The organism is Phenylobacterium sp., assembly GCF_041919955.1.
Classification (GTDB): Bacteria; Pseudomonadota; Alphaproteobacteria; order Caulobacterales; family Caulobacteraceae; genus Phenylobacterium.
Window position 1 is genome coordinate 136,945 of sequence record NZ_JAYRSU010000004.1, and the last position, 23,196, is coordinate 160,140.

Here is a 23,196-nt window from a genome sequence, read left to right on the forward strand (position 1 = left end):
CCATCGACGAGGAAAAGGCGCGGGCCAAGCGCAAGGCCCAGCGGCGCGCGGCGTTCATGCGCCAGATGGTCCAGTGGCACTGGATCAGCGCGGCGATCTGCCTGGTCGGCATGCTGCTGTTCGCCGTCACCGGCATCACCCTGAACCACGCCGGGGCCATCGAGGCCCGGCCGAAGACGGTCGAGGTCTAGGGCCAGCTGCCAGCGCCGCTGATGACGCTGGCCAAGGCCGCCCAGGAAAAGCAGGGGCCGTTGCCCGACGAGGTCCGCGCCTGGCTCGCCAAGGAAGTGGACGCCAAGGCGCCGAAAGGCGCGGCGGTCGAATGGACTGACGCCGAGGGCTATGTCGCCCTGCCCCGCCCGGGCGGCGACGGCTGGGTGACCTTCGACGCCGAGACGGGCGCGGTGACCCACGAGACCACCGACCGCGGCCTGCTGGCCTACCTCAACGACCTTCACAAGGGCCGCAACACCGGCGCGGCCTGGAGCCTGTTTCTCGACGTCTTCGCCATCGGCTGCGTGGTGTTCTGCGTGACCGGCCTGGTCCTGCTGCAGCTCCATTCCCACGCCCGGAAGATCACCTGGCCCCTCGTCGGCGCCGGTCTGGTCATCCCGCTGATCCTCGTCCTTCTGTTCATTCATTGACCGGAGAGCCCATGCGCCTGCCGATCTACACCGCCGCGTTCACCGGCCTCATGGCGAGCCCGGCCATGGCGGCGGACCTGCAGCTCTCGCTCGAGATTCCGCGCCTGAGCGTGGCCGAGTACCATCGCCCCTACGTGGCCGTGTGGATCGAGACCCAGGACAAGGCCGCCGTGAAGACCCTGGCGGTCTGGTACGACGTGAAGCTGAAGAACCAGGAAGGCCAGAAGTGGCTGAAGGACATGCGCCAGTGGTGGCGCCGGGCCGGCCGCGACATGACCCTGCCGGCCGACGGCGTCAGCGGCGCGACCCGCGCGCCGGGCAAGCACCAGGTCGTGTTCAAGGGCGGCTCGGCTCCGCTGGGGAACCTGCCCGCCGGCCAGTACAATCTGGTCGTCGAGGCGGCGCGCGAAGTCGGCGGGACCGAGGTGCTGCGCGCCCCGTTCCAATGGCCGCCCAAGGCGCCGGCCACCTCGTCCGCCAAGGGAACCAGCGAACTCGGCGCCATGAGCGTCACCGTCAAGCCGTAAGGATGCCTGCCATGACCTTCGTCCGCCGCGGCGCGCTCGCCGCCGTCTCCGTGATCGCCGCCCTCGCCATTCCGGCGGCCGCCAGCGCCCACCGCCAGTGGCTGCTGCCCTCGGCCACCGTGCTGTCGGGGAACGACCCGTGGATCACGGTGGACGCCGCCGTCTCCAACGACCTTTTCTATGTCGACCATGTGCCGATGCGCACGGACGCGATCACCGTGATCAATCCCGACGGCTCGAAGGGCGAGATCAAGAACGCCTCGACCGGCAAGTACCGCAGCACCTTCGACGTGCAGCTGGCCCAGCCGGGCACCTATAAGATCGCCAATATCGGAGAAGGCGTCGGCGCCTCCTATAAGCTGGGCTCCGAGACCAAGCGCTGGCGCGGCAGCGCCGCCGAACTGGCCACGGCGATCCCGAAGGAGGCCACCGAGGTCAAGATCACCGAGAACGCCCGCCGGGTCGAAACCTTCGCCACCCGCGGCGCGCCGACCAAGGACGCCCTGAAGCCGACCGGCCGCGGCCTGGAGCTGGAGCCGGTCACCCACCCGAACGACCTGGTGGCCAGCGAGCCGGCGACCTTCAAGCTGGTGCTGGACGGCAAGCCGGCGGCCAATGTCGAGGTCGAGGTCGTGCAGGGCGGCAGCCGCTATGCCAAGGCCGCAGAGCTGAAGCTGAAGACCGACGCGACCGGCGCCTTCACCGTCAAGTGGCCAGCGGCCGGCATGTATTGGCTGGAAGCCTCGGCCCGCGGCGGCGCAAGCACGATCCCGAACGCCGAACGCAGCGCTTCGTACGTCACGACCCTGGAGGTCCTGCCCGACTGATGCGGGTCGCCGTCCCGCTGAACGTGTCACCGGAGACAGTACGCGCGCCCGGCGGCGTCCTGGCGCGCTTCGGCGGCCCCACCATGGGCGTCGCCTGGACCGTCACGGCGGCGACACCCGACGGCTTCGACACATCCGGGGTCCAGGCGCAGGTGCAGGGCCTGCTGAATCGCATCGTCGGCCAGATGAGCACCTGGGAGCCGGCTTCGGACATCAGCCGCTTCAACGCCCTGCCCGCCGGCGGTTGGATCGACATGCCGCCGGCCTTCGCCCATGTGCTGGCGCGGAGCCTGTATTGGGCGCAGCTCAGCGGCGGGGCCTTCGATCCCACCGCCGGTCGCCTGGTCGACCTCTGGGGCTTTGGCCCGGCCGGCGCGATCGAGGCGTCGCCTCCCCAAACCGACATCGGCAAGGCCCTGGCGGCGTGCGGCTGGGATCGGCTGGCGGTCGAGGGCGCACGCGCCTATCAGCCCGGCGGGCTGGCGCTCGATTTCTCGGGCATCGCCAAGGGCTTCGCGGTCGACGAGATCTCGCGCGCCCTGACCGCGCTCGGCCTGCGCCATCACCTGGTCGATATCGGCGGCGAGCTGCGAGGCCAGGGTGTGAAACCTGACGGTCAGCCCTGGTGGACAGATGTCGAGGCCCCGCCCGGCGCACCGCTGCCGGGCGGGGGCCTACGCGTCGCCCTGCACGGACTTTCCATCGCCAGCTCAGGCGACTATCGCCGCAGCTTCACCTATGACGGTCGCCGCTATGCCCACACCCTCGACCCGCGAACCGGAGTCCCGGTCGACTACGACCTGCGGGCGGTTACGGTGATCGGCGAGAACTGCATCGACGCCGACGCCCTCTGCACGGTCCTGGGCGTGCTGGGGCCGCAGGACGGCCCGGCCTTCGCTCAAACCCATGGCGTTGCGGCCTATTTCCTGGTTGAAGACGGCGAGATCCTAAGCCCACGCTTGGCCGAGATGATCGGCTGAACAAGGACTTTAAGGTTTTTCCCAAGGTCGCATTGACTTTGGGGCGCGGATTCGTATTGTCCGCGGCTCTTTCGAACACCTGCCGGCCCGCCCGGCCCCGAGGACCGACCATGGCGAAGCCCGCTTCCATCAAGATCCGCCTGAACTCGTCTGCGGACACCGGCTACTTCTACGTCACCAAGAAGAACGCCCGCACCAAGACCGAAAAGCTGGTCATGATGAAGTACGACCCGGTCGTGCGGAAGCACGTCGAATTCAAGGAAGGCAAGATCAAATAAGCCTTCCGCAGACTCTCCAGTCTGTCTGAACGCCCGGCCCGCCATGGCCGGGCGTTTTTCGTTGGGCCGCACTATATTGCTCCCATGCCGCCCGCCGCCCCGCTCAATCTCGACATCCGCAGCTATCGCGAGGATCGCGGCGCGGACCAGCACGACTTCGACCAACTCGTCCTGCCGCTGAACGGCGCGCTCGACCTCGACATCTTCGGACGCGCGGGCCGGCTCGATACGGGACGCGCCGCGTTCGTCCGGGCAGGCCTGCCGCACTGGACGATGAGCGAGCTGCCCAACCGCTCGGTGATCGTCGATATCGACCTCTACGTCGCCGCGCCCGAGTTGCGCGAGCGCCTGAGCGAGCGCCCCTACATCACCCTGACGCCGACCGCCGGGAAGCTCATCGACTATATGGGCTGCCTGCTGGATGAAGGCCGGGCCGACCGTTCACTGGTGGCGCTCTGGACGCCGCTGATGCTGGACGCCCTCGCCCACGCGCCTGCGCCGGGCCCCGGCGCCCGCCTGGCCAGGATGCAGGCGATGGTCGAGGCCGAGCCGGGCCAGGACTGGACCGTGGCGCGCATGGCCCGAGAAGCGGGGATGAGCGTCAGCCGCCTGCATGCGGTGTTCCGCGAGCGCCTCGGCGCCACCCCGCGAGCGTGGCTGGGGCAGCAGCGCCTGGACCGCGCGCGGCGCTGGCTGGCGGCCTCGCCGCTGTCGATCGCCGAGATCGCTCACCGCACGGGCTACAGCGACCAGAGCGCCCTCACGCGGGCGATGCGCGAGGCCGGCGAGCTGAGCCCGGGCGCCTATCGGCGGCGCGCGCAGGAGACGGCGTCAAAGCCGCGATAGCCCGCGTCAAGACAGGCGCCGCCAGCCGTGGCATTGGGGCGGGATGAGCGCGCAACGGAACATCTGGCTGGGGATCGGCTGCGGCCTGCTGGCCGGCGCCTTCTGGGGCCTTGTCTTCCTGGCGCCGGAACTGGCCTCGGACTTCTCGCCGCTGGAGCTGGCCGCCGGGCGTTATCTGGCCTACGGCGTGTTCGCCCTGGCCTTGCTGGCGCCGCGCTGGCGCAAGGTCGCCGCCCATGTCGGCCGGCGCGAATGGCTGGCGCTCAGCGGCCTCAGCCTGCTCGGCAACACGCTTTACTATGTCCTGCTGGCGTTCGGCGTGCAGATGGGCGGAGTGGCCATGACCTCGGTGGTGATCGGCTTCCTGCCGGTAGCGGTGACGACCATCGGCAGCTTCGACCATGGCGCCCTGCGCCTGCGCCGCCTGGCGCCCTCTCTTATCCTGGGCGCCGCCGCGGTGGCCTGCATCGGCTGGCAGTCGCTGCGCAGCGCCGCCGAGGGAGCTCACCCACAAGCCGTGCTCGGCTTCCTCTGCGCAGCCGGGGCCCTGGCCAGCTGGACGGCCTACGCCGTGCTGAACGGCCGTTGGCTGACCCGGCTGAAGGATGTCTCGGCCGGCGACTGGAGCCTTCTGACCGGCGTGGCGACCGGCGCCCAGGCGCTGGTTCTGGCGATCGCCGCCCTGGTCATCACGCGGTGGGGACACGAAGCCCAGGCCTGGATGCGCTTCCTGGCCGTCTCGGCGGGCGTCGCGATCTTCGCCTCGATCATCGGCAACGCCCTGTGGAACCGCGCCAGCCGCCTGCTGCCCATGACCCTGGTCGGCCAAATGATCGTGTTCGAGACTCTCTTCGCCCTGGCCTACGGCTTCCTGTGGGAGCGCCGCGCCCCCACCCCGGCCGAAGGCGCAGCCATCGCTCTGATGCTGGCCAGCGTGCTGACCTGCGTCTCCGCCCACCGCAAGCCCGAGCACGCCCATGCATAGGATCGACAGCCCAGACGCGCCGCCCGCCGACCAGACCTCCTATGACGACTTCGCCAAGGTCGACATCCGCGCCGGCACGGTGATCGCGGTCGAGCCGTTCCCCGAAGCCCGCAAGCCGGCGTGGCGCCTGGCCATCGATTTCGGTCCCGCCGTCGGCGTCAGAAAGAGTTCGGCGCAGATCACCGACCTCTACGGCCGAGACGATCTGGTTGGGCGCAAGGTGATGGCGGTCGTCAATTTCCCGCCGCGGCAGATCGGGCCGATGCGCTCGGAGGTGCTGGTGCTCGGCTTTCCCGACGCCCAGGGCCGGATCGTGCTGGCCGCGCCGACGGGCGAGGTCCCGGACGGCGCGCGGCTGGCGTAGTTACCACCTGGCGTAGCAAATCAAGCTTCACTATGGTTTCCCAAGGGCGGCGGGATCGCCTTAGGGGAAACGGACATGGCGAAGAAGACGCGCCCGAACATCGGGCTTCCCATCGGGCTGGGGATCGGAGCCATCGCAATCGTCGCAGGCGGCGCGTGGCTGTGGCGGGACGCCCAGAACGCAGCCAAGGCCGACGCGGCGATCGCCGCCTATACGCCCCGCGCGCCCGAAGGGCGCCTGTTGCTGGTCCGTGAAGGCGTCACTGAAGCGCGACTCCTGGTCCTGGACGAGTTGAAGCCGACGCCGACCGGCGCGGAGGCCACGGTCGTGCTCATCGGCAAGTCGCCGACCGGGCTCGAAGCAAAGTCGGCGATGATCATCCAACGCAAGACCTTCGACTGCGGACGTCAGCGCGTCTTCGACGGCAAGGTCGGCCTGTTCGACCACGACGGGCGGCTGACCTCGACCAAGACGCTCTATTCGGGGCGCAGGGGGCGGCTGATCGATACCGAGGAGGTCGAGGCAGGCATGATCTGCGCCGGCGCCGCCGCCCTGAAAGGCCGGACCTATCAGGGCTTCCGCGCCGCCCAGCGCGAGATGCAGTCGATGCCGCAGGGCTATGCCGAAATCGCCGACAAGCGGCCCGAGGACGGCGCGGCCTGGGCCTGGGTCTGCAACGCCGCGGCGCGCGGAACCTGGCGTGACCAGAGCCCGCAGGACTGCGACCGCGCGGTCCGGCTGAACTCCGACACGGCGTCGGTGCGGCTCGACCGGGCCTTCCTGAACCTGATCATCGGCAAGCAGGCCGCCGCGATGTCCGACTTCGAAGCGGTGGTCGCCAAGGAACCCGACAATGCGCGCGCGCTGTTCGCGCGCGGCCTGATCTTGGCGCTGCGCGGCGATCAGGCCGCCAGCCGCCGCGACCGCACCAAGGCGCTGGCTCTGGATCCAAACGTGCCGTCGTGGATCCAGGCAACCTACGGGTTGAGGGTCGGCGCCGAGTACCGGACGCCGTGACCCTGCCGCGGGCGGCGCGGCTCTTGTCCGCCTGTTCGTGCGAAAGCAGCGACAGATCGAGACCGCAAGCCATGCGGATGCCTAGAACATCGTTTGCCCCAACGCGGGCAAGCTTGGCTGGGAAGCGCCGTCACGCCGCCCGGGCGACGACCTTGTTGCGGCCCTGGGCCTTGGCCTCGTAGACGCCTTCATCGGCGCGCTTGAGCAGGGTTTCTGGGCGGTCGCCCTCGCCCAGGGTCGCGGCGACGCCAACCGATATGGTGACGCTGAGCAGTTCGGCGCCGCCCATAACCCGGAATGGCGAGCCGGAAACGTGCAGGCGGATCCGCTCGGCGATGCGTTCGGCGTCTTCCAGCTTGGTGTCGGGCATCACCACGACAAACTCTTCGCCGCCGTAGCGGCACGGCAGGTCGACAGCGCGGACGTTGGAGGCCAGGCGCACCGCGAACTCGCGCAGCACCTCGTCGCCGACGTCGTGGCCGTAGCCGTCATTGATCTTCTTGAAGTGGTCGATGTCGATCAGCAAGCAAGCGACCTGGTCGCCGCCGTGCGCCGCCCGGCGCACCAGCGCCTCCAGCTGGCCGACCATATAGCGCCGGTTGTGCAGCCCGGTGAGTTGGTCGGTGACCGCCAGCTCGAGCGAATGGTCGAGATTGTCGCGCAGATAGTCGGTGTAGCGCTTGCGCCGAATCTGGGTGCGGGCGCGCGCGGCCAGTTCCTGCGGGTCGATCGGCTTGGGCAGGATGTCGTTGACGCCGATTTCCAGCGCCTTCACCAGCCGCGCCCGTTCGTCGAAGTCCACCACCGCCAGGACCGGCAGGTGGCGCGTCGCCTCGTCCGACCGCAGCTGGGCGGCGAACCGCAGACCGTCGAAGCCACGGGCGGTGGCGTTGACGATGATCAGGTCGACCGGCCCCTTGGCCGTCATAAGCGCCTTTTCCACGTCGCCCTCGACCACCGGACGGTGCTCAATAGCCAGCTCGGCGGCGACGCGCTGGGCCTGGCGATCGTGATCATCGACGATCAGCACCCGCCCCCCGGTTCCGCCCAGGCGCGAGGCGGCGCCGGCGATGACGCCGATGCGACGTCCGGAGGCTTCACGCGTGCGCAGTTCGTCGATCACCATCTTGAGGCGCGTCAGGCTGCGTACGCGGGCGAACAGCATGACGTCGTCGATGGGCTTGGTCAGGAATTCGTCGGCGCCCGCCTCCAGCCCCGCGATCCGGTCCGCCCGACCATCGAGGGCTGTGACCAGGACCACCGGCACGTGGCGCGTCTCGGGGTCGTCCTTGAGCCGCCGGCACACCTGGAAGCCGTCCATCCCGGGCATCATCACGTCCAGCAGGACGATGTCGGGCTTTTCCTGCGCGGCGATGGCAAGCGCGGTCGGGCCATCGCTGGCCGTGAGGACCTCGTAGTACTCGGCCGTCAGCTTGGCTTCGAGCAAGCGGACATTGGCTTCGATATCGTCGACGACGAGGATGCGCGCGGACATGTGGACTAGCTCAATAGACGCCGGATCGTATCGAGAAAGTGCGACACTGAAATAGGTTTCGAGATGTAGGCTTCGCAACCGCCTTCGCGGATGCGTTCCTCGTCGCCCTTCATCGCGAAGGCGGTGACGGCGACGACCGGAATCCCGGCCAGCTCGTCGTCCTCCTTCAGCCACTTGGTGACCTCCAGGCCGGAGATCTCGGGCAGCTGAATATCCATCAAAATCAGATCGGGACGATGCTCGCGCGCAAGCGCAAGCGCTTGCAGTCCTTCACGGGTCTGCAGAGTCTCGTAGCCTTGGGCATCGAGCAGATCATGAAAGAGTTTCATGTTCAGCTCGTTATCCTCGACGATGAGGACCTTCTTGGCCATTTTCGTCTCGACGATGCTTCGAGCCTGCGAATCGACCGCCGACCCCACCTTTGGATCGTTAATCCCACGGATATCCTTAAACTCGCGTTAGTCGCGATCGGAGGTTCAGTTGGCGTCATCTCCCTCCCCGTCCGCACCGCCCAGGCCGCCCAATCTCACCGACATGGGCGTCGACCGGTCGCGGCCGCTGGTGCTTGTCGACGTGGACGAGGTGCTGGGCCTGTTCATGCAGGGCTTCGGCCGGTTCCTCGAAGGGCGGGGACTGGAGTTCCGCGTCGATCGCTTCGCTCTGTTCCAGAACATCTATCGCCCCGGCGAGGACCAGCACCTGGCGATCGAAGAGGGCAAGACGCACTTCGACGACTTCTTTCGCCTCGGCTGCGGCGACATGGAGCCGGCGCCGGGCGGAGTGGAGGCGCTGCGCGCGCTCTCGCAACGCGCCAGCGTGGTCATCCTGACCAACGCGCCGGGGGCGGGGCGGCTGGCGCGGGCCCGCTGGCTAGGGCGGCACGGGCTGGACTATCCGCTGGTGCTGAATTCCGGGCCCAAGGGGCCGGTCGCCGCCGGCATGGTCGCCCAAGTGCGGGCGCCCGCCGCTTTCATCGACGACCTGATCCCCAACCTCGACTCCGTCGCCGAAAGCGCTCCGGCCGTCAGCCGCTTCCAGATGGTGGCCGACCCGCGCCTGCAGCCGCTCGCCCCCACTGCGCCTGAGCGGCACCCCCGCATCGACGACTGGTATGACCTGCGCGCAGCCATAGAGGCGGCTGTACTGACGTGAGCGAGATCGCGATCCTGCGGCTGGACGAGGCCAACGCCGGCCTGTTGGACACGGTGGCGGACGACGTCTTCGACGATGTCGTCGATCCGGCGCGGTTGGCCGCCTATATCGCGCAGCCAGGTCACCTGATGACGGTCGCGTTTGCAGGCGGCCGGGTGATCGGCCAGTGCCAGGCGGTCATCCACCGCCACGTCGACCGGCCGACCGAGCTCTACATCGACAACCTGGGCGTGGCCGAAGCCTTCAGGCGCCGGGCCGTCGCCTCGCGCCTGGTCCAGGCGATGTTCGCCTGGGGGCGCGAGCTGGGCTGCGAGGAGGCCTGGGTGGGGACCGAACCGAGCAACGCCGAGGGGCGCGGTTTCTATGAGGCCGGCGGCGCGGCCCCCATCCCGATCGTCATGTACGAATACGCGCTTTAGGCGGCCGGCTTGGCGGCCGGCGCAGCGCCCGTGAACTCGGCCTCGATAATGATCGAGACGTCGTCGCCGACGCCGAAGGTCGAGCCAGGGGCCGGGACGCCGAAGCCGAGGCCGAATTCCGAACGCTTGATCTTGCCGGTGGCCGAGAAGCCGATGCGCGGGTTGGGGTCCATCGCCGCCGAAGCGTAGCCGCCGTTGAAGGTGACATCCAGGATCAAGGGCTTGGTCACGCCATGGAGGGTGAAGTCGCCGGTGACCTTGGCGGTGTTCGGTCCGGTGGTCTCGACCTTGGTCGACTTGAAGGTGATCTTCGGGAACTGGCCCGCGTCCAGCCACTTGGCGCCCGCCAGCTCGGCGTCGAAGTTCACGTCGCTGTTCGGATAGTCGGTCTCGATCGACTTGGTGTCGACGCTGGCCTCGACGCTCATGGCGGTCGGGTTTGCCGGGTCGAACTGCAGCGCGCCGTCGATGCCGGTGAAGCGCGCGGTGTAGTTGGACATGCCCAGATGGTTGACCCTGAAGGTCACGCTGGCGTGGGTCTTGTCAATCTTGTAGGCGCCGGCCGGCGCGGTGTTGGGCGCGGCCGCGGCGGCCGGCGTCGCCGCCGTTTCGGCGGTCTTGGCTTCGGGAGCCTTGCCGGCCGGCTGCTGCGAGCAGGCGGCGACGGTCAGGGCCGCGAAGGCCCAAGCAACTCTCTTCATGCGTCTCATCCTTGGATACGCCGCGCCCACGGGGGACTGGGCCGGCCCTCACCCAGCGTTGCACCGACCGATTGCAAATGGCCACCACTTTTTCAGACGCCCGCCAGGTGAGTGTTGAACTCGCCCGCGAAACGGAACAAACCATGATCCGATGATCCGGATCGGCGTGGACTTCGGGGGCACCAAGATCGAGGCGGCGGCGCTGGACGCCGACGGAAGGTTCGTCGCGCGCGTGCGCGGCCCCTCCCCCAGAGAATACCAGGCCGGGCTAGAGGCGACGCGCGAGATCGTGCTGGAGGCCGAACGCCAGGCAGGCGTGCGGGCCGCCCGCGTCGGCGTGGGCGGGCCGGGCTCTCCCTCGCCCTCCAGCGGCCTCATGCGCAACGCCAACTCCACCGAGCTGAACGAGCGGCCCTTCCCGGCCGACCTCGAACGGATTCTGGAGCGGCCGGTGCGCTACGCCAACGACGCCAACTGCCTGGCGCTGTCCGAGGCCATGGACGGCGCCGGGGCGGACTGCGAGGTGGTGCTGGCCCTCATTCTCGGCACAGGATGCGGGGCGGGCGTCACGGTCGGCCGGCGGATCCTGGAGGGCCGCAACGGCTTCGCGGGCGAATGGGGCCACATGCCCCTGCCCTGGCCGGCCATGGCCGAGCATCCGGGCCCGTCCTGCTGGTGCGGGCGGCGCGGCTGCATGGAGCTGTGGGTGTCGGGCACCGGCTTCTCCAAGGACCATGGCGGAGGCCTGAGCGGGGAGCAGATCATCGCCGCCGCGCGCCAGGGCGACCGCGCCGCTGCCGCAACCCTGGACCGCTACGTCGGCCGGCTGGCCCGAGGACTGGCCGTAGTCTGCGACGTGCTGGACCCCGACGTCATCATCCTGGGCGGCGGAATGTCGAATGTCGGGGAGTTGTACGAGCGCCTGCCGGGAGCCATCGCCCCGCTAGTGTTTTCCGACGTCTTTGAGACGCCGGTGCGGCCGGCCATGCACGGCGACTCGTCGGGCGTGCGCGGCGCGGCCTGGCTGTGGCCGCTGGAGCCGTGAGCGCGCTCTGCCGCGACTGCTTCCGGCGCGGCGCGTTCGAACGCCGTTGCCCGGCCTGCGGCTCGCCGCGAGTCGTCGTTCACGCCGAGCTGGAGCAGCTCTCCATCGCCCACATGGATTGCGACGCCTTCTACGCCTCGGTGGAGAAGCGCGACCGGCCCGAACTGCGCGACCAGGCGGTCATCGTCGGCGGCGGCAAGCGCGGCGTGGTCACGACCTGCTGCTACATCGCCCGCATCAGCGGCGTGCGCTCGGCCATGCCGATGTTCAAGGCGCGCCAGCTCTGCCCGCAGGCGGTGATCCTGAAGCCCGACTTCACCAAGTACCGCACCGAGAGCCGGCGGATCATGGAGATGGTGCGCGACCTCACGCCCCTGGTGCAACCTCTGTCGCTGGACGAAGCCTGGCTGGACCTGTCGGGCACCGAGCGCCTGCACGGCGCGCCGCCCGCCGAGACCCTGATGCGGCTGCAAGCCCGGATCGAGACCGAGGTCGGAATCACGGTCTCCATCGGGCTGGCGCCCAACAAGTTCCTCGCCAAGATCGCTTCGGATCTAGACAAGCCACGCGGCTTCTCGGTGATCGGAGCGGCCGAGGCTCAAAGCTTCCTGGCCGGCAAACCGGTGGGGATCATACCGGGCGTCGGCCCTGCCATGGTGAAATCGCTGGAGGGTGCGGGCTTCTCGAAAGTCGGGGACATCGCCCGCGCCGACCTGAAGCTGCTGGCGACGCGGTTCGGCGTGCACGGGATGCGCCTGCACGAGCTGGCCCACGCCCGCGACAACCGGAAGGTCAATCCCCACGAAGAGCGCAAGGGGATCAGCGCCGAGACCACCTTCAACGAGGATCTGTCGGCCCTGGCGGACCTCGAGGACAAGCTGGCCCCGCTGTGCGAGCGGGTGGCGCGCCAGGCGAGGGCTGCTGGCGTGGCCGGGCGGGTGGTGACGCTCAAGCTGCGGCGCACCGACTTCAAGATCATCACCCGCCGCCGCGCCCTGCCCGTTCCGACTCAGACCGCCAAGACCCTGTTCGCCGTCGCGCGCGAACTGCTGGCCAAGGAGGCCGGCGGGCGGCCCTGGCGGCTGATCGGCGTGGGACTGGCCGAGCTGATGGACGCGGCCAGCGTGGAGCACGATCTTTTCGCAGGCGCCGAACGCAAGGCCCTGGTGGAAGAGCAGACAGTGGATAGGTTACGGGCGCGATTCGGCCCCGGAGCGGTCACTTCGGGGCGCGCGCTGGGCGCGAAACGCACGCCCGACGATTGAACGTCGCCGCGTTCCCTAGCGTCGGGCGTGACAAAAACACGCGGATGACGCAGTTGGAACGCCGCAGGGGCATTTCAACCCTTCCATACCGCATCCTTTTCCATATCTAATCCTTAGTAGCGGAGGGCGCCTGCCCTCAGGAGACCTGTGCGATGGCCGAGCGAAAGCAAGGTGATCAAGATACGGGCGTCCGCTCGGCGGTCATCACTCAGACCAAGCCGAAGACGCAGAAGCCGTCGATGTATCGCGTGCTCATCCTCAACGATGATTACACGCCGATGGAATTCGTCGTCTACGTGCTTGAACAATACTTCAACAAATCGCGCGAAGATGCGACGCGGATCATGCTGCATGTCCACCAACATGGCGTGGGGGTGTGCGGTGTGTTCACGTACGAAGTAGCGGAAACGAAGGTGGCCCAGGTCGTCGAAACTGCGCGCAGGCATCAACACCCTCTGCAGTGCACCATGGAAAAGGATTGAGGCCCAGTGCCGTCATTCTCGCGCCAACTTGAAGAATCCCTCCACCGCGCGGTGGCGTTCGCAAATCAGCGAAAGCACGAATACGCGACGCTGGAGCACCTGCTGCTCGCCCTCATCGACGATGAGGACTCGGCCGGTGTGATGCGCGCGTGCGACGTGGATCTTGCGGCCCTCCGCACCACGCTCACCAACTATGTCGACAACGAGCTGCGCTCGCTGGTCGTCGACGACGGCGAGGACGCCAAGCCGACCTCGTCATTCCAGCGCGTGATCCAACGCGCCGTCATCCACGTCCAGTCCTCGGGCCGCGAGGAAGTGACCGGAGCCAACGTGCTCGTGGCGATCTTCTCCGAGCGCGAGAGCCATGCCGCCTACTTCCTGCAGGAGCAGGACATGACGCGGTACGACGCGGTGAACTACATCGCCCACGGCATCGCCAAGAAGGCGGGCGCAGACGCCCCCAAGACCGTCAAGGGCGCCGAGGACGAGGACAAGCCGGCGGTGAAGACCGGCGGCGAAGCGCTCGAAGCCTACTGCGTGAACCTCAACGAGAAGGCCAAGCAGGGCAAGGTCGATCCGCTGATCGGCCGCGCGGCCGAAGTCGAACGCTGCATTCAGATCCTTTGTCGGCGGACGAAGAACAACCCGCTGCTGGTGGGCGACCCCGGCGTGGGCAAAACCGCCATCGCCGAGGGCCTAGCCCGCAAGATCATCAGTCACCAGGTTCCCGAGGTGCTGGCAGGCGCGACCATCTTCTCGCTGGACATGGGTTCGCTGCTGGCGGGCACCCGCTATCGCGGCGACTTCGAGGAACGCGTGAAGCAGGTGGTCAAGGAGTTGGAGAACCATCCCGACGCGATCCTGTTCATCGACGAAATCCACACGGTCATCGGCGCCGGCGCGACCAGCGGCGGGGCCATGGACGCCTCGAACCTGCTGAAACCGGCCCTGGCCTCGGGCACTCTGCGCTGCATGGGCTCGACGACCTACAAGGAGTTCCGCCAGCACTTCGAGAAGGATCGCGCCCTGGTCCGCCGGTTCCAGAAGATCGACGTCAACGAGCCGACGATCGAGGACACCATCAAGATCCTCAAGGGCCTGAAGACCTACTACGAAGAGTTCCACAAGCTCCGCTATACAGGCGACGCCATCAAGGCGGCGGTCGAGCTTTCGGCCAAGTACATCACCGACCGCAAGCTGCCGGACAAGGCCATCGACATCATCGACGAGGCTGGCGCCAGCCAGATGCTGCTGCCTGAAGGCAAGCGGAAGAAGACCATCGGCGTGAAGGAGATCGAGGCCGTCGTCGCCAAGATCGCCCGTATCCCGCCGAAGTCGGTGTCGAAGTCCGACACGGTGGCGCTGAAGGAGCTGGAGACCGACCTGAAGCGGGCGGTCTACGGCCAGGACGACGCCATCGAGCAGCTCAGCGCGGCCATGAAGATGGCCCGGGCCGGCCTGCGCGACGCCAACAAGCCGATCGGCTGCTATCTGTTCTCCGGTCCGACCGGCACCGGCAAGACCGAGACCGCCCGACAGCTGGCCTCGACCATGGGTATCGAGCTCCTGCGCTTCGACATGTCGGAGTACATGGAGCGCCATACAGTCAGCCGCCTGATCGGCGCCCCTCCCGGCTATGTGGGCTTCGACCAGGGCGGCCTGCTGACGGACGCGGTCGACCAGCATCCGCACGCGGTGGTCCTGCTCGACGAGATCGAGAAGGCCCACCCGGACGTCTTCAACATCCTGCTTCAGGTCATGGACCATGGCGTCCTGACCGACGCCAACGGCAAGAAGGTCGACTTCCGCAACGTGGTCCTGATCATGACCACCAATGCGGGGGCCTCCGACGCCCAGCGCAACGCCATCGGTTTCGGCCGCGGCAAGCAGGACGACGAGGTCGACGAGGCCCTGAAGCGCCTGTTCACGCCTGAATTCCGCAACCGCCTCGATGCGGTGGTGCAGTTCAAGCCGCTGACGCAGGAGATCATCCGGCAGGTCGTCCAGAAGTTCGTCATGCAGCTGGAAGCCCAGTTGGCCGATCGTCACGTCACCATCGAGACGTCGGAAGAAGCGGCCGACTGGCTGGCGAAGAACGGCTTTGACGAGCTCTACGGCGCCCGGCCGCTGGCCCGCGTCATCCAGGAGCACATCAAGAAGCCGCTGGCCGACGAGATCCTGTTCGGCAAGCTGGTCAAGGGCGGCCACGTCAAGGTGGTGCTCAAGGACAGCAAGCTGGGCTTCGAGATCGAGGGCGACGACCGCGAACCTGGCGCGCCGGTCATCGAGGAACCGGCCGAGGACGCCGCCGAACCAGCGATCTGATCGCGCTTACGACCGACAGAGATTGGCCCCGAAGCCCAGGCTCCGGGGCCTATTCTTTGCCGGCTCTAGTGGGCGTAAGGAACCCGAAGCACGTCCCGCACCAGCTTGCCCAGCACACGCTTGATGCGAACCCGCGCGCGTTTGCCGTCCCGCTGCGGCCAAGTCCAACCGCCGGTGCGGGCGTTGGCCGGAACACGGAGGTCGTAGTGGCCGCTCGCCTCGTCCGAGGTCATCGGGGTATAGTAGAGGCAATCCTCGAAATAGCAGTGCACGACCAGCGACTTGCGCGTCGCGCCAGGCCGCGCAATCGCCGCCCCGCCATGGGCGAGGTTAGCCGCCCACACAAAGGCCCAGCCCTTCTTGACCAGGGCGCGATGCTCCGGAAGGCCGGACGCCGATATCCGCTCGGCGAAGCGCGGCACGAATGACTGGACGTAATCGTCCGGCGTCGGCGGCGCGTGGTTCACGCCCGCGTCGCGCATGGTCATGATCGGCAACTTGTGCGAGCCGGGGTGGTAGATCAGCGGCCCTGCGTCGTCGTGGACGTCCTCGAGCGCAATCCAGACGCCGCACATGAAGCGCTCGGGCAGGCTGCTGAAATGGACCGTATCGGTGTGCAGCGGCTGCTGGCTGCCAGCCAGGAAGTTGAGCGTCTGGAAGGGGAATGGGTCTCGGCCATAGGCGGCGCGCAACAGTTCCCGCACTTTCGGCCAGGCGGCCAGCTTGCGGATCGCCTGAGAGCGATACCAGGCGTCCTGGACGCGGTGCACGCCGTGGCGCTGGAAGTAGCGCTCGGCGTCGGCCGAGGCCCGGTCGCAGAGCCCCCTCGCCTCATCCCCCAGGTCGACGAGCGCGTAGCCGTGCTCGGCCATGTGGCGAATGAAGTCCGCCGTGGCGTCGTCGAAGCCCGAGCGGGCGATGTAGGTTTCGTAGTCCTCGGTCTCGAACCAGGGCCGCTGCGGCAGGCTCACGCGATTTTCGCCGCGATCTGCTCGGCGAGCGCCTTCAGGTCGGCCGGATCGGCCATGCAGCCATCGGCATGGCGGCCCAGGGCGACCCCCTCCCAGCGCGGGATGATGTGGAAATGCAGGTGATAGATCGTCTGGCCCGCAGGCGCGCCGTTGAACTGCGTCACGACGATGCCGTCCGGGTTCAGCGCGGCGCGCACGGCCCGGGTGATGCGCTGCACCCCCAACATCAGCGGCGCGAGCACCTGGGGTTCGACCTCCAGCAGATTGCGGGCGGTCGAGTGCTTGGGGATCACCAGGGTGTGGCCCTTGGCCTGGGGGAAGACGTCCATGAAGGCGAGAATTTCGCCGTCCTCGAAGACCTTGGCGGCCGGCGCCTCGCCCCGCAGGATCTTCGCAAAGATGTTGCCGTCGTCGTAGGTCCCGTCCAGGCTCATCATGCACTCCTTGAGGTACGCCCCAGGTCCTAACCCAGGTTCACCGAGGACGAAACCATGACCCTGACCGAACGCCAGCAGAAGTGGTTCGCGTCGGTGCGAGCGGGCCTGGAGCGTGAAACCGGCAGGACGATCGAAGAATGGGTCGCGATCGCCCGTACTTGCCCTGAGACCAGGCCGCGCGCCCGACAGGTCTGGTTGAAGGCCCAGCATGGCCTGGGGATCAACCGCGCGAGCTATGTGCTGTCCGAAGCGTTCCCCTCGGACGAGCGCTGGGACGAGCCGCAGGCCTTGCGCGAACGGCTCTGGAGCGATCGGGCGGGGGCCGAGATCCTGGCGGCCGTGGAGGCGGCTGTTTCCGCCCTGCCGGAGGTCGTCACCGGCCAGCGCAAAGTCTACACGGCCTTCTCCCGCAAGGTGCAGTTCGCAGCGGTGCGGCCGCATAAGAACGGCGGAGCGATCCTCGGTCTGGCGGTCGAACCGGACGTCGCCCCGATGTTGTCGCCGGCTGGCAATGAGGCCTGGTCAGAGCGGCTCAAAAGCCGCATCGCCCTGACTGCGCCGGGCGATGTCGACGCACAGGTGAGCGCCCTGCTCCACCAGGCTTGGGAGCGGTCGTAGCCGCCTCACTCCTGGCGAAAGGGTGAGTACTCGTCGGCCAGCCACTCCATCTCGTCGTTTACCGCCGCCCGCTCACGCTCGAGGAAGTCCTCGACCGGCGCGCGCAAGCGCGGGTCGGCGATATAGTGGGCCGAATAGACCGGCGCCGGCAGATAGCCGCGGGCGATCTTGTGCTGCCCCTGAGCGCCGGCCTCGACCCGCGCCAGTCCGCGGCCGATCGCCCACTCGATGGCTTGGTAGTAGCAGAGTTCGAAGTGCAGAAAGGGCACGTCCTCCACGCAGCCCCAGTTGCGGCCGTAAAGGCAGTCTTCGCCGATCAGGTTGAGGGCGCCAGCGATCCAGCGGCCGTCGCGGCGCGCCATGACCAGCAGGACCCGGTCGGCCATCCGCTCTCCCAGCAGCGAGAAGAACAGGCGGTTGAGATAGGGCCGCCCCCACTTGCGCGAACCGGTGTCCATGTAGAAGGCGAAGAAGGCGTCCCAATGGTCCTCGGTGATTTCAGCGCCGGTCAGGGCGAGGATCTCGACCTCGGCTTGCGCATCACGGCGCTCGCGCCGGATGGTCTTGCGCCGGCCCGACGACAGCGCGCCCAGGAAATCCTCGAAGCTGGAATAGCCGGCGTTGACCCAGTGGTACTGTTGTCCCTGGCGAAGGGAGATTCCCTGCCCGCCTATCCACGACCACTCGTCATGGGTCGGGAAGTTCACGTGCAACGAGGATGCGTCGTAACGCTCGCAGACCGCCAGCGCGCCGCCCAGCAGGATGCGCCAGGCCGCCTCCCGGTCGACGTCCGGCCGCACCAGCATCCGCGGCCCGGTGACGGGCGTGAACGGCGCGGCGGAGATCAGCTTCGGATAATAGCGTCCGCCGGCCCGCTCATAGGCGTCGGCCCAGGCGTGGTCGAAGACGTATTCGCCCTGGCTGTGGGACTTGAGGTAGAGCGGCATGACGGCGGCGACGGTCCCGGAGGCGTCTTCCACCGAAAGGTGCTGGGGACCCCACCCCGCCCGCTCGACCGCGCAGCCAGCCGCCTCTGCAATGTCCAGGAAGTCGAAGGCGACGAAAGGGTTGCCGCGATAGTCGGGATTGGCCGCGCAGGCCTCCCACCCTTCCCTGCCGATGTCGGAGATTCGGCGGCTGATCTGCACCGCCGCCTTGAGACTCACGCCGTGAAACCCTCGAAAATGAGGTTGTCGCAATGATCCTTCACCGCGTCCCACTGGGCTGGGTCGCGGATCGTCCAGGTGACGATGGGCATGCCCTCGTCGCGGAACCTGGTCGCCCGCTCATCAGGCAGCATGTCTACGTGCAGCGCCAGGAAATGCGGCCGTGCGATCGAGACGTGCTCAAGCTTGGCGAACGACGCGCGCTGGGCTTCGCTCATGTGCGGCGCGCGCTTGTAGTCGTAGCTGTCGAGACCGCGCAGGACGCCCGGGAACCGGTCGGCGAACCAAGCGTGGGAATAGGGGTTGAAGCCGATCACGCAGGTCGGCCCGGCATGGTCGATCAGCACCTCGTGCACCCGCTGCTCCAACGGCCCGACCTCTCCATAGGGCGTCTTGAGCTCGACGTGCACCATGGAGCGTCGGCCAATCAGGGCAAGGGTCTCCAGCAGCGTCGGAATGTGCTCGTCCGTGCCGGCCAGGCGCAGCTCGGCCAAATCCGCGGCGGTGCGATCGCGCACCCGGCCTTCGACTCCGGTCATGCGCTTCAGGTCGTCGTCGTGAAAGACAATCGCCTCGCCATCCGAGGTCAGCTGCACGTCGAGCTCGATGCCGTAGCCCGCCTCGCAGGCCAACTGGAACGAGGCGAGCGAATTTTCGGGCGCGCCGTCGCGTTTCCACAGCCCCCGGTGCGCCACCGGCGGGTGGAACAGGAAGTCCCAGGCCTCGCCGAATCCGTTCTTCACGTCAGCGCACCTGAATGACAGCGTCGACCTCGACCGCGAAGTTAAGCGGCAGCCGATAGACGCCAACCGCCGAGCGCGCGTGCTTGCCGGCGTCGCCGAAAGCCTCGACCATCAGATCCGAAGCGCCGTTCACGACCTGGGGAATGTCGAAGAAGTCCGGCCCGGCCTGCACGAAGCCGCCAAGCTTCACTACGCGCACGACGCGCGACAGCTCGCCGTCGCAGGCGGCCTTCATCTGAGCAATGAGATTGATTCCGCATAGCCGCGCAGCGGCCTTGGCGGCCTCCAGATCGACGTCCTGGCCGACCGTTCCCTTGACCCCGCCGCCAGCGTCCACCGACACCTGGCCGGAAATGTGGACGAGGTCGCCGCTCCGCACAAACGGGACATAGTTGGCCACCGGCGGGTTCGGTTGCGGCAGGGTGACGCCGAGGCTGGCGAGGCGGTCTTCGACTTGCGACATGCCGAAGGTCTAGCGCCGCGACGGAAGGCCGCAAAGAGAAAAGGCCCGCGCCATGACTGGCGCGGGCCCTTCCAGGGGTGTCGCCCCGACAAGCCGGGCGACTGGAGAGACTTAGCGGGCCGCTTGCAGACGCTCGACGGCGGCGGTGACGCGCTCGTTGAGCGGCTTCACGGCGTCCTTCACCGAGGTCGAAACGATGTCCGACATCTTCGAGACTTCCGCGATGTAGGCGTCGAGCGCCGACTTGGCGTAGGTGGTCTGCAGCTCGATCACTTCCTGCACCGACTTGGCGCCCGACAGCGACTTGGCGGCGGCGACGTGATCTTCCACGGCCTTCTTCGAGTAGGCCATGGCTTGAGCGCCCAGGGCTTCAGCGCCCTTGGTCGAAGCGGTCACCGAAGCGATGACGGCTTCGAGGTTCTTCTTCGAATGGGCGTTCAGCTCGTTGAGCTGAGCCAGCGACTTTTCGACCGCGTCCTTGAACGCGACGTTGCCGGCGGCGGTGAACTGTTCGACGGTGTTCTTAACGGTCTCGGCGGCGGCCATGGGGGGCTCCTAAGGTCGGATTGGGCGCGACGTGCTGCAACGCAAACTGGACGGGGAACTTGCCTTAACTCTCCCCGAAACTCTCATGTTGCAGTGCAGCAGTCAAGGGCTTTTTGTGCACCGCACAATAGCCGCGCATCTAATGCGCTTTTTTGACGATGGAGGGCGATCACGCGAGTTTTGATCACGCGAAACGCGACAAATCGGCTCGTTCAAGTCCTGTTTACCATCGCGCAAGGCTACGGCTGGCATGCTAGGATTCATCCCGAAGCAGCCTTGTTCGGTTGCTTAACCCTTTGTATCGACGGACGAACCGTATGTTCGAGCGCGCCCGCCGCCTGATTGCGTCATGTGTCATCGCCGCCGCGACTGCTGTCGCGCCGGTCGCCTCGACCGCCCAGGCCCAGGTTCCCTACCTCCAGCTCCTGCCCGCCACTCAGCCGAAGTACGCCGCTGTGGTCGTCGACGCGAAGACGGGCGAGGTGCTTTACGCCAAACGCGCAGACAGCCCGCGGTATCCCGCCTCGATCACAAAAGTCATGACGCTCTACCTGGCGTTCGAGGCGCTGGCTGCAGGCCGCCTCAGGCTCGACGATCAGATCGTCGTGTCGCCCCGCGCGGCCGCTCAGGCGCCGACCAAGCTCGGCCTGCGCGCCGGCGAGACCATCAGCGTCCAGGACGCGATCCTGGCCATGTGCACCAAGTCGGCCAACGACATGGCCGTGGCCATGGCTGAGAAGCTGGGCGGCAGCGAAGCGCGTTTCGCTGCGATGATGACTCTGCGCGCTCATGAGCTGGGCATGCGCAACACCCGCTTCGTCAACGCCTCGGGCCTGCCCGACAGCCGCCAGATCTCCACGGCGCGGGACATCGCCATTCTCTCCCGGGCCGTGATGCGCGACTACCCGCAGTACTATGGCTTCTTCGGCGCAAAGAACTTCACCTATCGCGGCGTCTCGATGCGCAACCATAACGGCATGCTGAACACCATGCCGGGCGTCGACGGCATCAAGACCGGCTACACCAACGCTTCGGGCTTCAACATTGCGGTCTCGGCGGTGCGCGAGAACCGCCGCCTGATCACCGTCGTGCTGGGGGCGCCTTCGACGGCGGTCCGCAACGAAAACGCCGAAGACCTGATGCTGACCGGCTTCGACGTGATGGCCCGCCGCGATCGCGGAGAGAAGATCACCATCGCGCAGAACCTGTTCGAGCCCGAACCCTCCGGCCCGATCACCCGCCCGTCGATCGCCCAGGGCGATGGCGAGCAGGATGGCCTGAAGATCGTGCTCGCATCGGCCACGCCGCCGGCCTCGGCCTCGCGCACCAAGATCGTCGAGCCCGGTAAGACCGCCCTCCGCGGCAAGAAGGGCGGCAGATGGGTCGTCCAGGTCGGCGCCTTCAAGTCGAAGTCCGACGCCAAGGAGCAGATCACCCTGGTGACCAAGCGCTTCGGCAAGCACTTCGACGCCCGTGACGGCGAGATCGGCGGCAAGGTCGCAGGATCCTATCGGGCGCGCTTCTCCGGCTATACCGAGGCATCGGCCCGCGATGCGTGCCAGGCCCTGAAGGCCAAGCGCATGGCCTGCATGGTCGTCAAACCGACCTGACGGCTACTTTCTCAGGAGGCGGTCTCTGGCGGCGTTGAGCTGCGCGGCCAGGCCGCTGGTCCCCCCTTTGTCGGGGTGGGCCATGCGCATCAGGCGCGCATAAGCTTCCTTGATCTCCGCCTCGCTGGCTTGCGGCCCGACGCCCAGGATGGAGCGCGCTTCCGCATCGCCGATCTTCGCCGACGGCGCCCCGCCGATCTGTCGGGTGGAGAGGACCAGCCACAGGCCGACGACCACCAGAACGATCGCTTTTCCCCAGCCGCCGCGCATGCCGACATAAGCGGCCGCGGCGAAGCAGGCGACTGCAAAGGCTCCAGCCAGGAAGCGCCATTCACGTCGTTTCAGGATCGGCTTGCCGCGTCCGAGCCAGACGAGCAGCGCCAGGACGGCGCAGCCGATGGCGAGATAAAGCATAGGGTCAGCGCGCTATTGCGCCGCCAGCAATTCCGCCCCGTCCAGGCCCGACAGCCCCAGCGCCCCCATCAGCGCCCGCAGTTCCTGGCGCGCGGCGACGTGCTGAAGCGACATGGCCACCGGCCGGATGGTCGGCGAGAGGTCGGCGATGGTCAGGCCGAAGGGGAAGAGCTCGCGATAGATCACCCGGTCGCGCAGGCCCGGGCCGACCCGGAACCCCACGCGGCGCGATAGCGCCTGCACCCGCTCGTCGAGGCGCTTGCGGTTCCGCGCCTCGGTCGGAGCCAGACGGTTGCGCAGCACGACCCAGTCGATCGACTTGCCAGTTTCTACCGCGCGGACCTTGCGGCTGTTCCAGACCGTCTCCGAATAGAGGCTGGGACGCTTCAGCTCCAGGCTGACCGGGTCCACCACGCCCAGCATGTCGAAGTCGACGAAGCTGTCGTTCATAGGGGTGACGATCAGGTCGGCGCGGCCGTGCGCGGCTCGACCGATGGCGGTGTCACTGCCGGGAGTGTCGACCAGGACGAAATCGGCCTGATCACTCGCCTTGGCGAAGGCGTCGTCGAAATGGGCCAAGGCCTCTTCGTCGGGCGCCTTGGCGAGCTCGGGGCCCAGCAGGAACTCGAGCGGCATGGGCGCGACCGCGCCGTTGGCGTCCAGCCATGCCCGGCGATGGGCGAAGAAGTGAGCCATCGACTGCTGGCGCACGTCTAGGTCCAGGGTCGCGACCTTCGCCCCGCTGTGCAGCAGGGCCGTCGCGATATGGATGGCGATGGTGGACTTCCCCGCCCCGCCCTTTTCATTTCCGACGACGATCACCTTGGCCTGTGACATCGATCTCAACTCCACCACCGATTCGGCGCTCACGCGGCC

27 protein-coding genes and 1 pseudogene are annotated in these 23,196 nt (G+C 67.6%); 17 read left to right on the forward strand and 11 right to left on the reverse strand.

Annotated elements, in window-relative coordinates:
• The first annotated feature begins 110 nt into the window (after positions 1-110).
• The 9 genes and pseudogenes from ACE3T2_RS05405 (at position 111) to ACE3T2_RS05445 (ending at position 6,468) form a co-directional block, all read left to right on the forward strand.
• Positions 111-644, forward strand: a pseudogene (locus ACE3T2_RS05405) (PepSY-associated TM helix domain-containing protein).
• Positions 645-655: 11 nt separating this feature from the next.
• Positions 656-1,171, forward strand: coding sequence for a DUF2271 domain-containing protein (locus ACE3T2_RS05410; protein ID WP_374655490.1), 516 nt, complete (start codon positions 656-658; stop codon positions 1,169-1,171).
• An 11-nt stretch (positions 1,172-1,182) separates the two neighbouring features.
• Entirely contained in the window at positions 1,183-1,998 is an 816-nt protein-coding gene (locus ACE3T2_RS05415) for a DUF4198 domain-containing protein (RefSeq protein ID WP_374655492.1), read from the forward strand.
• Positions 1,998-2,978, forward strand: coding sequence for an FAD:protein FMN transferase (locus tag ACE3T2_RS05420; RefSeq protein WP_374655494.1), 981 nt, complete (start codon positions 1,998-2,000; stop codon positions 2,976-2,978). Before ACE3T2_RS05415 ends, ACE3T2_RS05420 begins: the two co-directional genes overlap by 1 nt.
• Positions 2,979-3,088: 110 nt before the next feature.
• Positions 3,089-3,256 (forward strand): 50S ribosomal protein L33, encoded by a 168-nt coding sequence (gene rpmG, locus ACE3T2_RS05425; RefSeq protein ID WP_056018215.1) that lies wholly within the window; start codon positions 3,089-3,091, stop codon positions 3,254-3,256.
• 84 nt (positions 3,257-3,340) lie between these two features.
• A complete protein-coding gene (locus ACE3T2_RS05430) occupies positions 3,341-4,102 on the forward strand; it encodes a helix-turn-helix domain-containing protein (protein ID WP_374655496.1) in 762 nt (253 codons plus the stop codon).
• Between the two features lie 43 nt (positions 4,103-4,145).
• Positions 4,146-5,087 carry a DMT family transporter gene (locus tag ACE3T2_RS05435; RefSeq protein ID WP_374655498.1) on the forward strand — a complete coding sequence of 314 codons (942 nt, stop codon included), beginning with the start codon at positions 4,146-4,148 and terminating at the stop codon, positions 5,085-5,087.
• On the forward strand, positions 5,080-5,451 hold the full coding sequence (locus tag ACE3T2_RS05440; RefSeq protein ID WP_374655500.1) for a tRNA-binding protein: 372 nt from the start codon (positions 5,080-5,082) through the stop codon (positions 5,449-5,451). The genes ACE3T2_RS05435 and ACE3T2_RS05440 overlap by 8 nt, the downstream gene beginning before the upstream one ends.
• A gap of 75 nt (positions 5,452-5,526) precedes the next feature.
• Positions 5,527-6,468: a hypothetical protein gene (locus tag ACE3T2_RS05445; protein WP_374655502.1), complete on the forward strand. Its 942-nt coding sequence runs from the start codon at positions 5,527-5,529 to the stop codon at positions 6,466-6,468.
• A 130-nt stretch (positions 6,469-6,598) separates the two neighbouring features.
• Here the strand turns inward: ACE3T2_RS05445 and ACE3T2_RS05450 are convergent, their stop codons facing one another.
• Together ACE3T2_RS05450 and ACE3T2_RS05455 are read right to left on the reverse strand one after the other, a co-directional pair.
• On the reverse strand, positions 6,599-7,963 hold the full coding sequence (locus tag ACE3T2_RS05450) for a PleD family two-component system response regulator (protein ID WP_374655504.1): 1,365 nt from the start codon (positions 7,961-7,963) through the stop codon (positions 6,599-6,601).
• 5 nt (positions 7,964-7,968) lie between these two features.
• Entirely contained in the window at positions 7,969-8,334 is a 366-nt protein-coding gene (locus tag ACE3T2_RS05455; RefSeq protein ID WP_056734821.1) for a response regulator, read from the reverse strand.
• Positions 8,335-8,443: 109 nt separating this feature from the next.
• On the opposite strand from ACE3T2_RS05455, the gene ACE3T2_RS05460 reads away from it, so the two are divergent.
• Positions 8,444-9,115, forward strand: a complete 672-nt coding sequence (locus ACE3T2_RS05460; protein ID WP_374655506.1) for a hypothetical protein — start codon at positions 8,444-8,446, stop codon at positions 9,113-9,115.
• Entirely contained in the window at positions 9,112-9,534 is a 423-nt protein-coding gene (locus tag ACE3T2_RS05465; RefSeq protein WP_374655508.1) for a GNAT family N-acetyltransferase, read from the forward strand. The genes ACE3T2_RS05460 and ACE3T2_RS05465 overlap by 4 nt, the downstream gene beginning before the upstream one ends.
• Here ACE3T2_RS05465 and ACE3T2_RS05470 read toward each other — a convergent pair.
• Positions 9,531-10,235: a YceI family protein gene (locus ACE3T2_RS05470; protein WP_374655510.1), complete on the reverse strand. Its 705-nt coding sequence runs from the start codon at positions 10,233-10,235 to the stop codon at positions 9,531-9,533. The two genes, ACE3T2_RS05465 and ACE3T2_RS05470, sit on opposite strands and share 4 nt — an antisense overlap.
• Positions 10,236-10,386: 151 nt before the next feature.
• Between ACE3T2_RS05470 and ACE3T2_RS05475 the strand changes: the two genes are divergently transcribed.
• The 4 genes from ACE3T2_RS05475 to clpA all read left to right on the forward strand — a co-directional run bounded on the left by ACE3T2_RS05475 (position 10,387) and on the right by clpA (position 15,352).
• Positions 10,387-11,280 (forward strand): ROK family protein, encoded by an 894-nt coding sequence (locus ACE3T2_RS05475; RefSeq protein ID WP_374655512.1) that lies wholly within the window; start codon positions 10,387-10,389, stop codon positions 11,278-11,280.
• Positions 11,277-12,545 (forward strand): DNA polymerase IV, encoded by a 1,269-nt coding sequence (locus tag ACE3T2_RS05480; RefSeq protein WP_374655514.1) that lies wholly within the window; start codon positions 11,277-11,279, stop codon positions 12,543-12,545. Before ACE3T2_RS05475 ends, ACE3T2_RS05480 begins: the two co-directional genes overlap by 4 nt.
• 152 nt (positions 12,546-12,697) lie before the next feature.
• Positions 12,698-13,027, forward strand: coding sequence for an ATP-dependent Clp protease adapter ClpS (gene clpS / locus ACE3T2_RS05485; protein WP_374655516.1), 330 nt, complete (start codon positions 12,698-12,700; stop codon positions 13,025-13,027).
• 6 nt (positions 13,028-13,033) lie between these two features.
• Complete coding sequence (gene clpA, locus ACE3T2_RS05490) at positions 13,034-15,352, forward strand: ATP-dependent Clp protease ATP-binding subunit ClpA (protein ID WP_374655518.1); 2,319 nt, start codon at positions 13,034-13,036, stop codon at positions 15,350-15,352.
• A 65-nt stretch (positions 15,353-15,417) separates the two neighbouring features.
• Here the strand turns inward: clpA and ACE3T2_RS05495 are convergent, their stop codons facing one another.
• The gene (locus ACE3T2_RS05495) at positions 15,418-16,323 is read right to left on the reverse strand and encodes a phytanoyl-CoA dioxygenase family protein (protein WP_374655520.1); all 906 of its coding nucleotides are present in this window, start codon (positions 16,321-16,323) and stop codon (positions 15,418-15,420) included.
• Complete coding sequence (locus tag ACE3T2_RS05500) at positions 16,320-16,757, reverse strand: HIT family protein (RefSeq protein ID WP_374655522.1); 438 nt, start codon at positions 16,755-16,757, stop codon at positions 16,320-16,322. The genes ACE3T2_RS05495 and ACE3T2_RS05500 overlap by 4 nt, the downstream gene beginning before the upstream one ends.
• A 57-nt stretch (positions 16,758-16,814) precedes the next feature.
• Here ACE3T2_RS05500 and ACE3T2_RS05505 point away from each other — a divergent pair, with 57 nt between their 5' ends.
• Positions 16,815-17,378 carry a DUF4287 domain-containing protein gene (locus tag ACE3T2_RS05505; RefSeq protein ID WP_374655524.1) on the forward strand — a complete coding sequence of 188 codons (564 nt, stop codon included), beginning with the start codon at positions 16,815-16,817 and terminating at the stop codon, positions 17,376-17,378.
• A gap of 5 nt (positions 17,379-17,383) precedes the next feature.
• Here ACE3T2_RS05505 and ACE3T2_RS05510 read toward each other — a convergent pair whose 3' ends face one another.
• The 4 genes from ACE3T2_RS05510 to ACE3T2_RS05525 all read right to left on the reverse strand — a co-directional run bounded on the left by ACE3T2_RS05510 (position 17,384) and on the right by ACE3T2_RS05525 (position 20,296).
• Entirely contained in the window at positions 17,384-18,544 is a 1,161-nt protein-coding gene (locus ACE3T2_RS05510) for a GNAT family N-acetyltransferase (RefSeq protein ID WP_374655526.1), read from the reverse strand.
• Entirely contained in the window at positions 18,541-19,287 is a 747-nt protein-coding gene (locus ACE3T2_RS05515; RefSeq protein WP_374655528.1) for a glycerophosphodiester phosphodiesterase, read from the reverse strand. Before ACE3T2_RS05515 ends, ACE3T2_RS05510 begins: the two co-directional genes overlap by 4 nt.
• A gap of 1 nt (position 19,288) precedes the next feature.
• Complete coding sequence (locus ACE3T2_RS05520; protein ID WP_374655530.1) at positions 19,289-19,750, reverse strand: RidA family protein; 462 nt, start codon at positions 19,748-19,750, stop codon at positions 19,289-19,291.
• Between the two features lie 111 nt (positions 19,751-19,861).
• Complete coding sequence (locus ACE3T2_RS05525; protein WP_374655532.1) at positions 19,862-20,296, reverse strand: phasin family protein; 435 nt, start codon at positions 20,294-20,296, stop codon at positions 19,862-19,864.
• Between the two features lie 317 nt (positions 20,297-20,613).
• Here ACE3T2_RS05525 and ACE3T2_RS05530 point away from each other — a divergent pair, with 317 nt between their 5' ends.
• The gene (locus ACE3T2_RS05530; protein ID WP_374655534.1) at positions 20,614-21,906 is read left to right on the forward strand and encodes a D-alanyl-D-alanine carboxypeptidase; all 1,293 of its coding nucleotides are present in this window, start codon (positions 20,614-20,616) and stop codon (positions 21,904-21,906) included.
• Positions 21,907-21,909: 3 nt separating this feature from the next.
• Here the strand turns inward: ACE3T2_RS05530 and ACE3T2_RS05535 are convergent, their stop codons facing one another.
• Both ACE3T2_RS05535 and ACE3T2_RS05540 read right to left on the reverse strand, forming a co-directional pair.
• Positions 21,910-22,320: a J domain-containing protein gene (locus ACE3T2_RS05535; protein WP_374655536.1), complete on the reverse strand. Its 411-nt coding sequence runs from the start codon at positions 22,318-22,320 to the stop codon at positions 21,910-21,912.
• Positions 22,321-22,332: 12 nt separating this feature from the next.
• On the reverse strand, positions 22,333-23,157 hold the full coding sequence (locus ACE3T2_RS05540) for a division plane positioning ATPase MipZ (protein ID WP_374655660.1): 825 nt from the start codon (positions 23,155-23,157) through the stop codon (positions 22,333-22,335).
• Positions 23,158-23,196: the final 39 nt, after the last annotated feature.

Coding starts and splice junctions, on each gene's coding strand:
- ACE3T2_RS05410 (WP_374655490.1), top strand. CDS start 656: ATGCGCCTGCCGATCTACACCGCCGCGTTCACCGGCCTCATGGCGAGC.
- ACE3T2_RS05525 (WP_374655532.1), bottom strand. CDS start 20,296: ATGGCCGCCGCCGAGACCGTTAAGAACACCGTCGAACAGTTCACCGCC.
- ACE3T2_RS05535 (WP_374655536.1), bottom strand. CDS start 22,320: ATGCTTTATCTCGCCATCGGCTGCGCCGTCCTGGCGCTGCTCGTCTGG.
- ACE3T2_RS05500 (WP_374655522.1), bottom strand. CDS start 16,757: ATGAGCCTGGACGGGACCTACGACGACGGCAACATCTTTGCGAAGATC.
- ACE3T2_RS05450 (WP_374655504.1), bottom strand. CDS start 7,963: ATGTCCGCGCGCATCCTCGTCGTCGACGATATCGAAGCCAATGTCCGC.
- clpS (WP_374655516.1), top strand. CDS start 12,698: ATGGCCGAGCGAAAGCAAGGTGATCAAGATACGGGCGTCCGCTCGGCG.
- ACE3T2_RS05420 (WP_374655494.1), top strand. CDS start 1,998: ATGCGGGTCGCCGTCCCGCTGAACGTGTCACCGGAGACAGTACGCGCG.
- ACE3T2_RS05455 (WP_056734821.1), bottom strand. CDS start 8,334: ATGGCCAAGAAGGTCCTCATCGTCGAGGATAACGAGCTGAACATGAAA.
- ACE3T2_RS05435 (WP_374655498.1), top strand. CDS start 4,146: ATGAGCGCGCAACGGAACATCTGGCTGGGGATCGGCTGCGGCCTGCTG.
- ACE3T2_RS05445 (WP_374655502.1), top strand. CDS start 5,527: ATGGCGAAGAAGACGCGCCCGAACATCGGGCTTCCCATCGGGCTGGGG.
- rpmG (WP_056018215.1), top strand. CDS start 3,089: ATGGCGAAGCCCGCTTCCATCAAGATCCGCCTGAACTCGTCTGCGGAC.
- ACE3T2_RS05470 (WP_374655510.1), bottom strand. CDS start 10,235: ATGAAGAGAGTTGCTTGGGCCTTCGCGGCCCTGACCGTCGCCGCCTGC.
- ACE3T2_RS05415 (WP_374655492.1), top strand. CDS start 1,183: ATGACCTTCGTCCGCCGCGGCGCGCTCGCCGCCGTCTCCGTGATCGCC.
- ACE3T2_RS05475 (WP_374655512.1), top strand. CDS start 10,387: ATGATCCGGATCGGCGTGGACTTCGGGGGCACCAAGATCGAGGCGGCG.
- ACE3T2_RS05520 (WP_374655530.1), bottom strand. CDS start 19,750: ATGTCGCAAGTCGAAGACCGCCTCGCCAGCCTCGGCGTCACCCTGCCG.
- ACE3T2_RS05430 (WP_374655496.1), top strand. CDS start 3,341: ATGCCGCCCGCCGCCCCGCTCAATCTCGACATCCGCAGCTATCGCGAG.
- ACE3T2_RS05540 (WP_374655660.1), bottom strand. CDS start 23,157: ATGTCACAGGCCAAGGTGATCGTCGTCGGAAATGAAAAGGGCGGGGCG.
- ACE3T2_RS05440 (WP_374655500.1), top strand. CDS start 5,080: ATGCATAGGATCGACAGCCCAGACGCGCCGCCCGCCGACCAGACCTCC.
- ACE3T2_RS05530 (WP_374655534.1), top strand. CDS start 20,614: ATGTTCGAGCGCGCCCGCCGCCTGATTGCGTCATGTGTCATCGCCGCC.
- ACE3T2_RS05505 (WP_374655524.1), top strand. CDS start 16,815: ATGACCCTGACCGAACGCCAGCAGAAGTGGTTCGCGTCGGTGCGAGCG.